We start from the raw sequence: 14,138 nt of genomic DNA, 5'->3' as shown, positions 1-14,138 counted from the left end.
TCAGCGCACCCGCAACCGCCGCCGGGCGAAGGCCAGTGCGCTCAGGCTCAGCACGGCCAGCGCCATCACGTAATAGCTCGGCGCCAGATTGCTCCCGGTGACCCGAATCAGCCAAATCACCACCAACGGCGTGAATCCGCCGAAAACCGACGCCGTGATGTTGTAGCTGACCGACAGCCCGGTCGCCCGGGTGCGGGTCGGGAAGACGTCGGCCATCATCGTGCCCAGCGGGCCGACGTACCAGACTTTCACCAGGCCGATCGCGGCCATCACCGCCGTCATCACGGCGAACGTCGGCTCGCTGTTCAGTGCCAGGAACAGCGGGAAGATCGCCAGCAGCATCGCCGAACAGGCCGCGGCCATCAGCGGGATCCGGCCGGTCCGGTCGGACAGGCGTCCGGCGATCGGGGCGAGGACGGTCAGCACGATCTGGGTGACGATGGTCGTGGTGAAGGCCAGCGATTTGGGCAGCCCGAGGTTGCGGATGGCGAAGGTCGGCATGTAGATGATCAGGTAGCTGATCGCGGTGGACACCGCCATCGCGCCCATCGCGACCAGGATCCGGGTCTTCTGCGAGCGCAGCACCTCCCGCAGCGGGGCCTCGGCGGCGTCTTCCTCGAACGCGGGGGATTCCTCGACGTGCCGCCGGATGTAGTAGCCGATCGGGGCGATTAGCAGGCCGAAGGCGAACGGGATCCGCCAGCCCCACGAGCCGAGCTGCGCCTCGGTGAGCACCGCGCTCAGCACGGCGGCGAACACGATGCCCAGCAGCGTGCTCAGCCCCTGGCTCGCCGCGCCCCAGCTGCCCATGAAACCGCGGCGTTTCCGGTTGCTTTCCACCAGGTACGCGGTCGCGCTGCCGAATTCGCCGCCCGCCGAGAAGCCCTGCAGCAGGTTGGCGAACACCAGCCCGATCGGGGCCGCGATCCCGATCGTCGCGTAGTTCGGCATGACCGCGATCAGCAGCGAGGCCACCGCCATGATCCGGATCGACCACACCAGCGCGGCTTTGCGGCCCGCGCGGTCGGCGTAGGACCCGAGGATCATCCCGCCGAACGGGCGGATCAAATACGCGACCGCGACGCTGGCGAAGGCCAGCATCAAGGACACCGCTGGGTCAGAAGCGGGGAAGAATTGCTTCGCCAGAACGTCGGCGAACAAAGTGTAGGCCCCGAGGCTGAACCATTCCAGGGTATTGCCGATCGTGGCCGCGAGCACGATCCGGGACGCACGCGGCGGGGGAACTGTTTGGACGACAGGGGAATCGGGAGCAGGGATCGACATGGTCGCCTCCGAGGCGGTGCGTCAGCGGTTCGGCGTCATTGGTGAATCGCGGCTCCGAGCACGTCTGCCCGGAGCAACCATGTGCGGGAATTCAGCGGAGCTTGCCCAATTCGAGCAGGACGTTCGCGGCAGCGGTGATTCCGGCGTGAAAACGGGCCAGTTCGAAGTTCTCGTTGGGACCGTGGTTGTGCTCGTCGACGTTCGCCAGCGGGATTCCGTAGCACGGCAGGCCGAGGCCGTCGGACAGCGAGGCGATCGGCAGGCTGCCGCCCATCGCGGGCACCAGCAGCGCCGGACGTCCGGCAGCCGCGCTGACCGCGTCGGTGATCACCGCGGTGTAAGGCGATTCCGGCAGCGTCCGGGACGCTTCCATCACTCCGCCCGGGACGTGCAGTTCAGCGTGCGGAAGGTGCTCGGCGAGGTGCGCGCGCAACGCCTCGATGACCGTCGAGGCGCGCTGGCCGCCGACCGTCCGGATGTCGCAGCGAGCGACCGCGACAGCCGGGATGACCGTGCGGTGCTCGCCTTCGTCCGAACAGGACAGCGAATTGATGCTGAAAGCCGGCAAGGCGAGGCGATCGTTGAACCCCACGCCTTCCGGCACATCCATCCGGTTCAGGCCGACTTCGGCGAGCGCGGCGGGAACGTCGACCGGGAGCGCGTCCAGCGCGTCCCGTTCCGACGGGCTCAGCGGAACCCTGCCGTCGGCGATTCCCTTGACCAGCACCTCGCCTTCCGGAGAGCGCATCGTCGACAGCAGCCACACCAATTCCCACGCGGGATTCGGGCCGACCCCGCCCCAGTTCCCCGAATGCAGCGCCGCCGGAGCGCCGTGCACCCGGATCTCGAACCGGACCGCACCGCGCACGCCGAGGCTGACCGTAGGTTCGCCGCTGTCGTGCACCGGGCCGTCGCTCCACAGCACGAGGTCCGCGTCCCACTCGTCGCGCAACCCGGCGAGCGCGGATTCCAGGTTCGGACTGCCGATTTCTTCCTCGCCGTCGAGCAGCACAGTCACGCTGCACGGCAATTCCCCGGTCTCGGCGAGCGCCCGCAACGCAAGCAGCTGCGCGAGATGCTGCCCCTTGTTGTCGCCCGTGCCGCGGCCGTACATCCGGCCGTCCCGGATGCTCGCCTCGAACGGCGGACTGTCCCAAGCGGCCAACGGCCCGGCCGGTTGGACGTCGTAATGGCCGTAGATCACCACGTGCGGCGATCCGGGCGGCCCGTCGGCATGTCCGACCGCCAGCGGCCAGCCACCGGTCTCCACCTGCCGCGCTTCGAGCCCGCTGCGCCGCAGCAACGCGCAGGCGAACTCGGCCGCCTCGGCCATGCCCTCGCCGGTGGCGCTCACGCTGGGAACGCCGATCCATTCGGCCAGCTCCGCTTCATGCCGCTCCCGGTGCTGCTCGACGTACGACTCGATGCGGCGCACCCGACCTCCAGTGATTTCACTTTCTGATATCGATACCATCGAAGCAAATCGGCTAAGCTGCTGTCAATGGACGACCGTCTCCCGCGCCAGGCGACCGCCGACGACCTCCGCGCGCTCGCACACCCGCTGAGCTGGCGGATTCTGCGGCTGTGCCTGGATTCCGCGTGGACGAACCAGCAGCTGGCGAAGCGGCTCGAGGAGTCCCCGGCGACCGTGCTGCGCCGGGTGCACGCGCTCGCGGAAGCCGGTTTCCTCGTCGCCGAACCGGCCCGCCGCAGCGACCTAGGGGCCTGGGAACGCCCCTACCGGACGACCCGGCGGACCTGGCATCTCGACCTCGACCAGGCAGGCGACCCGGCGCTGACCGCGCGCGTCGAACTGGCGACCCTGGACGCGCACCGGGCCGAAATGCTCGAAGCCGACCCCGCGTCGATCCAGCAGACCCGCCGCGGCGTGGTCCGGCTGAGCGACGAGGCCGCGGCCGAGCTGCAGTCGCGATTGGACGCGTTGCTGGACGAGTTCGTCGCGCGCGAAGAACCGGCCGGGCGCAGGCATTCGTTCCTGTGGAGCGTGGTCGAGCGCCCCGGCGAGCCCGACACCGCCGAGGACTGACCCCGCCGAAATGTGACGCAGTTAACGTCCGTTTTGCCTGATTACCGGGCTCCCGCGCGAAGCCATGCTTCAGCTCCGAAACGCACTCGACCGTGAGGAGCTGGCATGACCGGCAGCGAAACGTTCCCGATGGCGCGGGCGGCAGGATGCCCGTTCGCCCCCGCGCCCGGATTGACCGAGCGGCCGCCGGTGTCGCGGGTGCGGCTGTGGGACGGCAGCGAGCCCTGGCTGATCACCCGGTACGCCGATGTCCGCGCGGTGCTGGCGGATCCGCGGGTCAGCGTTGACGTGGCACAGCCCGGTTTTCCGCATACCAACGCGGTCAGCAAGGCACGCGACGCGCGGATGAAGACCTTGATGCAGCTGGATCCGCCGGAGCACCCGGCGCAGCGGCGGAGGCTGGCCCCGGAGTTCACCGTCCGGAGAATGGCGGCGCTGCGGCCGCGCATTCAGGAGCTGGTCGACGATCTCCTCGACCAACTGCTCGCCGGGCCGGATCCGGCCGATCTGGTCGAGTCGTTCGCGCTGCCGCTCCCCTCGCTCGTGATCTGCGAACTGCTCGGCGTTCCCTACGCGGATCGCGACTTTTTCCAAGGTGTCGCCCGCACCCTCGTCATGGACAACCCTGACCCGGCGCGCGCCGTGGCCGCCAGCGAAGAGCTGAATGCGTATCTGGAAGACCTCGTCGCCGCGAAAGCCGCTGCCCCGGGCGATGATCTGCTGAGCAAACTGGCCGCCTCGCCCGAACCGATGTCCCCGCGGGAAATCGCCGTGCTAGGTCAGCTTCTTCTCGTGGCAGGCCACGACACCACCGCGGCGATGATCGCGCTGGGCACGGCTGTGCTGCTGACGCACCCCGAGCAATTCCGCGACTCGTCCGCCGATCCGGTGGAGGAACTGTTGCGCTACTTGTCGATCACGCACACTGAAGCACGCCGCGTCGCGTTGGCGGACCTCGAGATCGGCGGGCAGCTGATCCGCGCGGGCGAGGGCATCATCGCGGTGAAGAGCACCGCGAACCGGGACCCGCTGGCCTTCCCGGACCCCGACCGCTTCGACGTCCGCCGCCCCGCCCGGCACCACGTCGCCTTCGGCTACGGACGGCACCTCTGCCTGGGCGCACCGCTGGCGCGGGTCGAACTGGAGATCGCGTTCTCGACATTGCGGCGCCGGGTGCCGGGGTTGGCATTGGCGGTGCCGGTGGATCGCTTGGAGTTCAAGGAGAACGCGGTTTTCTACTCGGTGCGCGAATTGCCGGTTACCTGGGGAGGTTTGCCGCTCGGATCCTCTCGCGGCTCGTCGGCGGGCGGATAGCCGACGCACGGCCCACGCCGAACCACCTCGGCGTGGGCCTCCCCCAGGACCGCCAAGACCGCCCCGGCAACCCCATCTTCTACTCGGTGCGCGAACTCCCCGTCATGTGGGCGAGCACATTGACGACATTGCCACCCGGATCCTCGACGAAAAACCGCAGCACTCCCCACGATTCCTCGGTCAGCGGATAAACCACCCGCAGCCCGCGCCGGATCGACTCGGCGTGGGCTGCTTCGACCGCTGCCGGATCGCCGAGATCAATTCCCCAGCGCGGCACGGGATCAGTGCTTCCGGGAGGAAGGACCAGCACCTGCGCGGCCGGGTGGTCGTTGCTGCGGAGGCCGAGAACGGGATCGTCCATGGCGACGTCCAGCCCCAGGACCTGGACGTAGAACTCGCGGGTCGCGGCGTCGTCGGGGCCCTCGCTGTAGGCGATGATGCGCTTGATCACCCGGTCAGCCTCGCAGGCCAAGGCAGCCGGCGGCTTGGAGAAATGGGAGCTAGCTGCCCGCGGAGTAGGCGATCCGGCGGTGCCGTCCGGGGCGTTGGACCCGCCAGTGCCGGCCGCGGGACGACGACCGGCTGGAGCCGCGGGCCTCGAGGGCCAGGTGACGCTCCGCGAACTGTTCGGCGGTGATGCTCATCAGAACGGGGTACTTGATTTCCCCGCGCAGCAACTCGGCGTCGCGGAGCCGGCCCTCTTCGCGGAAGCCCAGCTCGCCGTGCAGGGACAACGAGGCGAAGTTGCTTCCGTTGACGCTCACCTCGCACGCCCGGTACCGGCAGCGCTCGAACATGAACGCCAGCAGCAGCGCGACCGCGTCGGCGGCGTAACCGCAGCGGCGGTGCTGCGGGCCGATGCCGACGCCGTAGCTGAACCGGCCGGAGTATGGGTCCGTTTCGACCCACACCGAGCCGACCAGCGTCCGGTTGTGCAGGGTCTCGATCGCGAAGTGGAAGCCGTCCGGCGAGGAGTGCGCGCGGTGCGTCGCCCAGTGCCGGTAGCCGCCGACCTGCGGGTCCCGCGCCCGGACCGAGTCCCGGTCGAATCCGGCGAGGGTGCGCTGGTCGCCGGGACGGACCGCGCGCAGCCGCACCTTCCGTCCGACCTCGTCGACCCGCCACGGGGCGACGGCGCCGGACCCGGGCCGCCGAGACGCATTCGTGATCATCGGGGGTGATGGTACCGGGCCGGGTCCGGGCGGGTTTCAGGAGAATCCCCGATCGGCTCCGGGCGCGGTCACTCCTTGCAGTTTCCCTTGACCGGAGCGGGTTTGTCGGGATCGAACTGCCCCGGCTCCGGTGACAGCGACGGCCCGGTGAAGTCCGGGTCGGCGAACGCGGGGGCGAGCAGGCGCTGCTTGGCGGCGACGCACGAGACCTCGGTGGAGTACCCGCTGCTCTCGGCCAGCCACAGGCCCCGGCTGCCCGGTGCCCAGGCCGAACCGCTGCGCATGACGTAGTCCGCGTCGGTCCGCACGAACGGCTCCAGATCGCCCGGGCCTTCGATCACCCGGTTGCCGGGATCGAAGGCGTAGGCCACCACGTACGAGACGTGCAGGTACAACTCCCCGGCCTCGCCCGGCCGCACGGTCATCTTCCCGGTCATCCGGGGCGACACGGGCAGGAGACGGTAGCCGTCCTGCAGGTAGACCACGAGCGACTGCGGATCATCCTGGAGATGCGCCCTGCTGTCCGGGGCGAAAAGCCCGAGGTACCCGTCGGCGCGGTGCCCTTCCAGGACGTTCTTGTCGAACTGCGCGACCTCGACCGCGTGTTTGACCTGCTCCTGCGCGTCCCCGACCTGCTTCGCGGAGAACGTGCCGACCTTCGCCGGGGCCGGGACCGCCAGCCCGGCGATGCCCTCGGGCCAGTTCTGCGCCGGGGTGTTGAGGAACGGCCTGGACAGGTCGACGTGCGCGGAGTCGGGAAGGCTGGTCGGCGCGGGCGCGGTGGTGGTCGACACCGGCGCGGCCGGAGTGCTCCCGGCGACCTCCTCCGCCCTCGTCCCCTGCTTCCACAGGTAGAACCCCGCCCCCGCCACGACGACGACCACGGCCGCCCAGATGGCCGCCAGCCTGCGCCAGCGCGTCCGGCGACGCTGCCGGCGCAGGCCGGTCCAGGCTTCCTTCTCGGCGTGCCGCTGCCAATCCGGGTCCATCAGCTCCGGATGGTTTTCGATGTTGTGCTCGTCCACTCGCTCCGCCTGTCTCGTCGATCCCGCCTCGAAAGATCGACAACCGCGAGCAGGCGTTACGGGCGGCGGACCTTCGCAACCAATTCGGAATCCAGCCGGGGCTCAAATCAATTTGCACGGAATGTCGGCATTTTCGTCGAGATGATACGAAGCGCACACGCGGTGGTAACCGTCCGCGATGACGAGGTCGTCGGCCGTCGCGAACCCGGGGTGGCCGTGCCCGCGGACGAGCAGGACCGGCGACAGCGCCTTGCCGCCCTTGACCTTCTCGAGGTCGCTCGCGACGTGCGCGTTGTCCTCCGGCAGCAGCTTCAGCCTGCTGGCCCGGAGGATGTCCTTCGCCTTGCGGTGCGTCAGTTCCGCTTCTTTCAGCTGATCGACCAGCTTGGTCGCGACGTCCTCGGCGGCGACCAGGGTGAGATAGTCGAATGCGGCCGGATAATCGTGCTCGTCCGGTTCGTCTTTCCAGTGCTCTTTCACGACGCCTCCCTCGTTTTCGGCGGAAGCCATTGTCGTCCGGTCCGGGGCGGACGGGCCAGGTCCGTCGCCCGTCTGCGAAGCCGTCAGCGGCGGATCAGCCCGCGCGCCTTCCCCGCCGCCACCGCCGCCGTCCGGGAATCCACTCCCAGTTTCGCGTAAATGTGCACCAGATGCGATTTCACCGTGGCCTGGCTCAAAAACAGCCGTTTGCTGATCTCCAGGTTCGACAATCCGTCGGCGACCAGACCGAGCACCTCGATTTCCCGCGGCGACAGCGCGGCCGCCGGGGTGCGCATGCGGTTCATCAGCCGGTGGGCGACCGCGGGAGCCAGGACGGTCTGTCCGGCAGCGGCGTTGCGCACCGCGGCGGCGAGGTCTTCCGGCGGGGCGTCCTTCAACAGGTACCCGGTCGCGCCCGCTTCGATGGCGGCCAGGATGTCGCCGTCGGTGTCGTAGGTCGTCAGGACCAGGACTTTCGGCGCGTCCGCCGCCGCGGTGATCTGCGCGGTCGCTTCGGAACCGGGCATTCCGGAGCCGAATTGGAGGTCCATCAGGACGACATCCACGCCGCCCGCGAGCCGCACGGCTTCCTCCGCCGAGGACGCCTCGGCGACGACTTCCAGGTCCGGTTCGGTTTCCAGCACGGCGCGCAATCCGGCGCGGACGACCGGATGGTCGTCGGCCAGCAGGAGGCGGATCATCGCGAGTCCACCGGGAAGCTCACGGCCAGCGCGGTGCCGTTGCCGGGCGCCGATTCCACTGTCCACGAGCCGCCGAGGGAGCGGGCCCGGGCGCGCATGGCGGGCAGACCGAATCCGCTGCCGCCGCGCACTTCCTGCGAGTCGAAACCAATGCCGTCGTCCACGGCGTCCAGGGTGATGCTCGTGTCCATGTAACTCAAGGTCAGCTCGGCCCGGCTCGCGGCGGCGTGCCGGACAGTGTTGGCCAGCGCCGACTGCGCGATGCGCAGCAACGCGACCTCATACGCGGTGGGCACGTCGAACGGGGTGCCGCTGAGGTGAAAGTGGACGGTCAGGCCGGAACGTTGTTGCGTGGTCGCGCATAGACGTTCCAGCGCCGCGGGCAACGAAGCGCCTTCCAGTTCGACCGGGGCCAGGGCGTAGACGAGACGGCGGGCTTCGGTGAGATTGTCCTGGGCGGCTTGCCGGGCCTGAGCGACGTGCGGAACCGCGGCCTCGGGACGGTCCGGCAGCGCGCGTTCGGCCGCCCGGAGCAGCAGGTGGATGCTCGACAGACCCTGCGCCAGGGTGTCGTGGATTTCCCGTGCCAATCGTTCGCGTTCGGCGAGGACTCCGGCGGAATGTTCCATCGCGGCCAGGTCGTTGCGGGTCTCGCGCAGCTCCTCGATGAGCTGCCGCCGTTGCTCGCTTTCGCGGTAGAGCACCTGGTAACCGAGCACAGTGGCGATCGCGACCGCGGCCCCGAGCGTCGGGCCGAGGAGCACGCCGACGCTGAACCCGCCTTGGTGCCAGGTGAAACCGGCGATCGCCAGCACCGTGGTCAGCGCGACGACGGCCGGGCCCCAGCGCGTCGGCAGCAGGTGCATTTGCAGGAAGTACAGCGGGAAAGCCAGCCACACGCCGTCCGGGGTGAGCCACAGCAGCACGAGCCACGCGACGCCCAGCACGGCCAGCCATCCGGCCGTCGCGCCCGGGAACCGGCCGATCCGGGGCAGCAGCGGGCCCACGGTGTAGACGCCGCCCATCGCCAGCGCCCCGGCCAGCACCGCGGGCGCGTGCGGCTGGCCCTCGGCGAACGCGCGCGCGACGGCGAGCACCAGCAGCCCGGCCAGCAGGAGGTGCAGGCAGACGCGCAGCACGCGCAACGGCCGGTCGAGGGTCTGCGGGTTCACGAAAGCGGCTACCTCCCCGGTCGATTGTCCGTGTCCCGGGCGGAATCCGCATCAATCGAAAGGTTGAGCGGCGCGTGCACCCATCGATGCGCCGGAGACCGTCCGCGGCGCGATGTCCCCGCGCCCGGGTCGGCCGATGCTGGGAAGCACACCGAAAAGGAAGGGACGCACATGTTCGTCGCGTGGCGGGATCTGCGCTTCGCCAAGGGGCGGTTCGCGTTGATGGGGACCGTCGTCGTGCTGATGACGTTGCTGGTCGGGCTGTTGTCCGGGCTCACCTCGGGACTGGCCGAGAAGAGCACGTCCGCGATCACCGGGCTGGCGGCCGACCATCTGGTCTTCGCCGATCCCGGCAGCGGCTCGCTCTCGTTTGGACAGTCCACAGTGACCCGCGAGCAGGCCGAACAGTACGCCCGGATGCCCGGAGTGACCAGTGCGGAACCGATCGCGATCAGCACCGCCAGCGCGGCGGCCGGCGAGCGCACCGCGACGTTGGCGGCATTCGGAGTCCGGAACTCGAGGCCGGGCACGGTCGTCTTGTCGACGAGCGCCGCGGACGCGTTGAAGGCACGAGAAGGCGACCAGCTCACGCTGCAAGGCCAGAAAGTCACCGTGTCCGCCATCGACGGAGACGCGTCCTACAGCCATCTCCCGGTGGTGTGGACGCACTTCGCCGGTCCAAACGCGACAGTGCTCGCGGTGGCCGCCGATTCGTCCGCCGACCTCTCCGCCGCGGACGCGCGTCTCGGCACCCGCACCGTCACGAAGGACGACGCGTTGTCCGCGATCGGCTCCTACTCGGCGGAAAACGGCTCGCTCCAGCTCATGCGCGGCTTCCTGTTCGTGATCTCCGCGCTGGTGATCGGCGCGTTCTTCACCGTGTGGACGATCCAGCGCAGCCGCGACATCGCGGTGCTGAAAGCACTCGGCGCGACCACGAAGTACCTGCTGCGAGACGCGCTCGGGCAAGCCGTCGTGCTGCTGATCGGCGGAACCGCGCTCGGGACCGGGCTCGCCGCCGCGCTCGGAGCGGTCGCGTCGGAAACGGTGCCGTTCGTGCTCAGCGTGGGCACGTTGCTCGGCCCGGCCGCGGTGCTCGTGGTCCTCGGGGTGCTCGGCGCCGCGCTGGCGGTCCGCCGCATCACCTCCGTCGACCCGCTGACCGCACTGACCTCCGGAGCGCACTGATGAGCCTGCACCTGTCCGGCATCACCCTCACCTACCCCGACGGCGATTCCCGCCTCACCGCCCTCGACCAGGTCCACCTCCACGTGCCCGCCGGGAACGTCGCCGCGGTGGTCGGGCCGTCCGGCTCCGGCAAATCGAGCCTGCTCGCCGTCGCCGCGACGCTCATCCGGCCCGATCGCGGACGCGTGGTCGTCGGCGGCGTCGACACCACCGGCCTGGACCGGGCCGCGCTGGCGGAACTGCGGCGCACCAAGATCGGGATCGTGTTCCAGCAGCCGAATCTGCTCGCGTCGCTCACCGCGGCGGAACAGCTGGAAGTCATGGCGCACCTGAACGGAACACCGCGCGGCGAAGCGGCGAAACGCGCGAAGGAACTGCTCGACGCCGTCGGGCTCGCCGACCGGGCGACCCACCGGCCGGGGCGGCTTTCCGGCGGACAGCAGCAGCGGGTGAACATCGCGCGGGCGTTGATGAACGAGCCCGCCGTGCTGCTGGTCGACGAACCGACCAGCGCGCTGGACCGGGACCGCGGCGCGGCGGTCGTCGATCTGCTCACTACGATCACGCACCAACAGGCGACGGCAACCGTGCTGGTCACCCACGACCGCTCCCACCTCGAAGGGGTCGACTCGGTGCACGAGGTCGTCGACGGACGGATCCACCAGCCGGCCCGGGCCGGCGCCGAGGAGAACCGATGACGAAGAAGATCTACTGGGCCGCCGCGATCTACACGATCCTCGGCCTGCTCGGCGGGCTGTACTACCGCGAGCTGACCAAGGCGGAGCACTTCACCGGCGACACCCAGCTGTCCATTGTGCACACCCACCTGCTCGCGCTCGGGACGCTCGTGTTCCTGATCGTCCTGGTGCTGGACAAGGTGTTCACGCTGTCGGCGACGAGGTCGTTCGCGCCGTTCTTCTGGATTTACCACGCCGGGATGCTGGTCACGGTCGGCGGGATGGTCGTGCACGGCACGCTCACCGTGCTGGGCAAGGAATCCGGCGCGGCGATCGCCGGGATCGCCGGGCTGGGGCACATCCTGCTGACGGTCGCATTCGTGTTGCTGTTCGTCGGCCTCCACGGGCGCATCTGGAAGCCCGCCGAGACAAAGGCGTGACGTGAAGGACTCCTTGAGGGAATCTGATTCCCTCAAGGAGTCCTTCACGGGCCTACTGGCGGCGGAAGGTGACCGCCGCCAGGGCAGCACCGGCGAGGGCAATCACGGCCGAGCCGATGAACGCCACCGAGTAGCCGTTCGTCAACGCCGCCGGGTCGCCGAGCGCGCCCGCGCCCGAGGCGGCCGCCAGCGCGGTCATCACGGCCAGTCCCAGCGCCGAACCCACCTGGTAGCCGGTGTTCACGATCCCCGACGCGAGGCCGCCTTCTTCCGGCCGGGCCGCGGAAATCGCCGTGCTGAGCGACGGGATGAACGCCAGCGACATCCCCAGGGCCGCGACCAGCGACGCGGGCAGGACGTCGACCCAGAAGGTGCCCTCCGCGCGCACCAGCGCGAGCCAGCCCAGCCCGATCGCCAGCAGCAGCAATCCGGCGACGATCGGCGGCTTCGGGCCGAACCGGCCGATCACCCGCGGGGCCAGCGCGATCATCCCCAGCATGATCAGCGCGGTCATCGGCAGCAGCGCCGCACCCGCCGGGAAGGCGCGGAAGCCGAGCACCTGCTGCAGGTAGAGGTTCAGGAAGAACCACATCGGAATCCACGCCGCGCCGAGGAACACCTGCGCGAGGTTGGCCGCGCCGAGCCGCGGGGCGCGGAAGATCGACAGCCGCATCAGCGGGGTGCGGGCTTTCGCCTGCCGGACAACGAAAACCGCGAGCAGCGCGAGACCGGCCGCGACCGCGATCCCGGTGGCCGCCCAGCCCGCCTCCGGAGCGCGGACGATCCCGTACACCAGCGTGCCCAAGCCGAGCGTGACCGTCAGCGCGCCGAAAACGTCAACGGTGCCTCGGGTCCCGGTCGCTCCCCCGGGCAGCACGGCGCGAGTGGCGAACAGCGCGAGCAGCGCGATCGGCACGTTCAGGTAGAACACCCACGGCCACGACAGGTACTCGGTGATCACCCCGCCGAGGAACACTCCCGCGGTGCCGCCGGCCGGAGCCGCCGCGCCGTACAGGGCAAGGGCTTTCGTGAGTTCCTTCGGGTTGCTGCCGAAGAGCATCATCAGCAGCGTCAGCGCGGATGGGGCGATGAGCGCGGCTCCCGCGCCCTGCACGACCCGGCCGGCGAGTTCGACCGGCACGTTCCCAGCGGCTCCGGCGAGCACCGAACCGGCCAGAAGAATCGCCCATCCGGCGGCGAAGAGCTTTCTGGCGCCGAACAAATCCGAGAGCCGCCCGCCGAGCAGCAGCAGGCCGCCGAAGGCGATCACGTAGGCGTTGAAGACCCACGACAGCGTGCTGGGCGTGAAGCCGAGGGCATCGCGCATGCGCGGCAGCGCGACGCCGATGATCGAGGTATCCATGATCACCATGAACTGGGCCAGGGCGATCAGTCCGAGCGCCCACCAGCGGAGCGCGTTCGGCCGGGTTTCTTGGGCAGTGGTCATCGTCTTTCGCTTTCTCTTCAAGGGGAACGGCAGCACGGCATGCGGCTGCTCAGCGGTGGCTGTGGTGGTCGTGGCGGCCGGGCGCGGCGAGCCCGGCGTCGAGGACGAAGGCGGCGGTGCGCACGACGCCCTCGGCCTGGAAGTCCAGGTACAGCAGGTACCGGCCGGTCGTCGGAGCCTCGGCGTGGAAGCGGATTTCCCCGGGCTTCCCGTCGTCGAGCGCGTGGATGTGCAGGTAGGCGAGGTCGCCCTGGCGCAGCGCGACCAGGTGCCCGAACGACCCCAGGTACGGCTCCAGGTCGGTGACCGGCCGACCGTCCCTGGTTACGCGGGCGGTCAGCAGCGTTCCGGCCCCAGCCGCGAGCGTGCCGTCGAGGGTCACCTCGTAGCCGTCGACGACGCTCGTAGCGATCGGTTCCGCGGCCTGCGGCTGGTAATCCCCGGCCACCTCGACCGTCCGCGACAGCGTCACGCTTTCCCCGCCCGCGGGGGTCAGGTCGGTGAACACGCGGTAGGTGCCCGCCGCCTCCCAGGTCCACGGGATCTTCCAGACACCGGTTTCCGGGTCGAGCACCGGATGGCGGTGCCGGAAATGCGCGCCGTCGTTGCGAACCACGATCAGGTGCAACTGCTTGCCGTGCGCCTCCTCGTATTTGGTTACCGGCTGTCCGTCGGCGGTGGCGACAGTGAACGACAGCTCGCCGTCCTCCCCCGCCGTCGCCGGGGCGCGCACCACGCCGAGCTGGACTTCGCCGGTCGAAAGTGCGGTGCCGTTGACGTTCATCGGACTCTCCTTCGTTCGTTCTCGACGGCACGAACTGTATACCCCCTGGGGGTATTTAGAAGTGTGTCCTGGGTCTCCTTTCGGGCGACCCCGGCCCTTGTCTCGGGCTGAGACCGGCGTTACGCTTCGTCGACGGCGGTGCGCCCGCACCGCCCGTTCCGTTCGCTCTCGAGGAGGTGCGCGATGCTGCTGACTTCCGGACAGCTCGCCGACCTCCGTCAGCGCACGCGCCAGTCCGCCTGGAACAAGGGGCGCGTCGCGCACGGCTGGCCAACGCGCCGCTGAGCGGTCTCCCCCGCTCGGCCGCGCTCGCGCACGGGCTCGCGTCCCGTTGCCGCTCTTTCCCACGGTCCCCTGACCTGCGCAGATGGCGCGTCGGCGGCCGTGGCCCAGCCGAGAGAAGACGA

At 69.7% G+C, this 14,138-nt stretch carries 15 protein-coding genes; 5 read left to right on the top strand and 10 right to left on the bottom strand.

The genetic code is table 11. The annotated features are described in order from the left end of the window. Positions 1-1,284 (bottom strand): MFS transporter, encoded by a 1,284-nt coding sequence (locus CU254_RS12545; protein ID WP_009076173.1) that lies wholly within the window; start codon positions 1,282-1,284, stop codon positions 1-3. 91 nt (positions 1,285-1,375) lie between these two features. Next, entirely contained in the window at positions 1,376-2,719 is a 1,344-nt protein-coding gene (locus CU254_RS12540; RefSeq protein WP_199785886.1) for a M20/M25/M40 family metallo-hydrolase, read from the bottom strand. A gap of 66 nt (positions 2,720-2,785) precedes the next feature. Here CU254_RS12540 and CU254_RS12535 point away from each other — a divergent pair, with 66 nt between their 5' ends. Together CU254_RS12535 and CU254_RS12530 are read left to right on the top strand one after the other, a co-directional pair. Continuing rightward, positions 2,786-3,331 (top strand): winged helix-turn-helix domain-containing protein, encoded by a 546-nt coding sequence (locus CU254_RS12535; RefSeq protein WP_037713453.1) that lies wholly within the window; start codon positions 2,786-2,788, stop codon positions 3,329-3,331. Between the two features lie 105 nt (positions 3,332-3,436). Beyond that, a complete protein-coding gene (locus CU254_RS12530; RefSeq protein WP_009076167.1) occupies positions 3,437-4,645 on the top strand; it encodes a cytochrome P450 in 1,209 nt (402 codons plus the stop codon). 79 nt (positions 4,646-4,724) lie between these two features. Here CU254_RS12530 and CU254_RS12525 read toward each other — a convergent pair whose 3' ends face one another. From CU254_RS12525 to CU254_RS12500, 6 genes are all read right to left on the bottom strand, one after another. After that, a complete protein-coding gene (locus CU254_RS12525) occupies positions 4,725-5,096 on the bottom strand; it encodes a VOC family protein (RefSeq protein WP_009076165.1) in 372 nt (123 codons plus the stop codon). Positions 5,097-5,145: 49 nt separating this feature from the next. Next, the gene (locus CU254_RS12520; protein WP_009076163.1) at positions 5,146-5,742 is read right to left on the bottom strand and encodes a GNAT family N-acetyltransferase; all 597 of its coding nucleotides are present in this window, start codon (positions 5,740-5,742) and stop codon (positions 5,146-5,148) included. 143 nt (positions 5,743-5,885) lie between these two features. Further along, on the bottom strand, positions 5,886-6,842 hold the full coding sequence (locus CU254_RS12515) for a hypothetical protein (protein ID WP_009076161.1): 957 nt from the start codon (positions 6,840-6,842) through the stop codon (positions 5,886-5,888). Between the two features lie 102 nt (positions 6,843-6,944). Next, positions 6,945-7,322 (bottom strand): hypothetical protein, encoded by a 378-nt coding sequence (locus tag CU254_RS12510; RefSeq protein WP_009076159.1) that lies wholly within the window; start codon positions 7,320-7,322, stop codon positions 6,945-6,947. 83 nt (positions 7,323-7,405) lie between these two features. Further along, positions 7,406-8,023, bottom strand: a complete 618-nt coding sequence (locus CU254_RS12505; RefSeq protein ID WP_009076157.1) for a response regulator transcription factor — start codon at positions 8,021-8,023, stop codon at positions 7,406-7,408. Beyond that, positions 8,020-9,195: a sensor histidine kinase gene (locus tag CU254_RS12500; protein WP_009076154.1), complete on the bottom strand. Its 1,176-nt coding sequence runs from the start codon at positions 9,193-9,195 to the stop codon at positions 8,020-8,022. The genes CU254_RS12505 and CU254_RS12500 overlap by 4 nt, the downstream gene beginning before the upstream one ends. Before the next feature lie 171 nt (positions 9,196-9,366). Between CU254_RS12500 and CU254_RS12495 the strand changes: the two genes are divergently transcribed. Genes CU254_RS12495 through CU254_RS12485 form a run of 3 tightly spaced genes read left to right on the top strand, consistent with a single transcriptional unit; the run spans position 9,367 to position 11,500 of the window. Continuing rightward, the gene (locus CU254_RS12495; RefSeq protein WP_009076152.1) at positions 9,367-10,383 is read left to right on the top strand and encodes an ABC transporter permease; all 1,017 of its coding nucleotides are present in this window, start codon (positions 9,367-9,369) and stop codon (positions 10,381-10,383) included. After that, positions 10,383-11,081, top strand: a complete 699-nt coding sequence (locus tag CU254_RS12490) for an ABC transporter ATP-binding protein (protein ID WP_009076149.1) — start codon at positions 10,383-10,385, stop codon at positions 11,079-11,081. Before CU254_RS12495 ends, CU254_RS12490 begins: the two co-directional genes overlap by 1 nt. Next, a complete protein-coding gene (locus CU254_RS12485) occupies positions 11,078-11,500 on the top strand; it encodes a DUF2871 domain-containing protein (RefSeq protein ID WP_009076147.1) in 423 nt (140 codons plus the stop codon). The genes CU254_RS12490 and CU254_RS12485 overlap by 4 nt, the downstream gene beginning before the upstream one ends. 52 nt (positions 11,501-11,552) lie before the next feature. Here CU254_RS12485 and CU254_RS12480 read toward each other — a convergent pair whose 3' ends face one another. Both CU254_RS12480 and CU254_RS12475 read right to left on the bottom strand, forming a co-directional pair. Next, the gene (locus CU254_RS12480; RefSeq protein WP_009076145.1) at positions 11,553-12,947 is read right to left on the bottom strand and encodes an MFS transporter; all 1,395 of its coding nucleotides are present in this window, start codon (positions 12,945-12,947) and stop codon (positions 11,553-11,555) included. A gap of 49 nt (positions 12,948-12,996) precedes the next feature. Then, positions 12,997-13,731 carry a hypothetical protein gene (locus CU254_RS12475; RefSeq protein ID WP_100266767.1) on the bottom strand — a complete coding sequence of 245 codons (735 nt, stop codon included), beginning with the start codon at positions 13,729-13,731 and terminating at the stop codon, positions 12,997-12,999. Positions 13,732-14,138: the final 407 nt, after the last annotated feature.

The sequence above is a fragment of the Amycolatopsis sp. AA4 genome (genome assembly GCF_002796545.1).
Classification (GTDB): Bacteria; Actinomycetota; Actinomycetes; order Mycobacteriales; family Pseudonocardiaceae; genus Amycolatopsis.
Note: the sequence above shows the minus strand (reverse complement) of the source record. Positions and strands in the feature narration are given on the sequence as shown.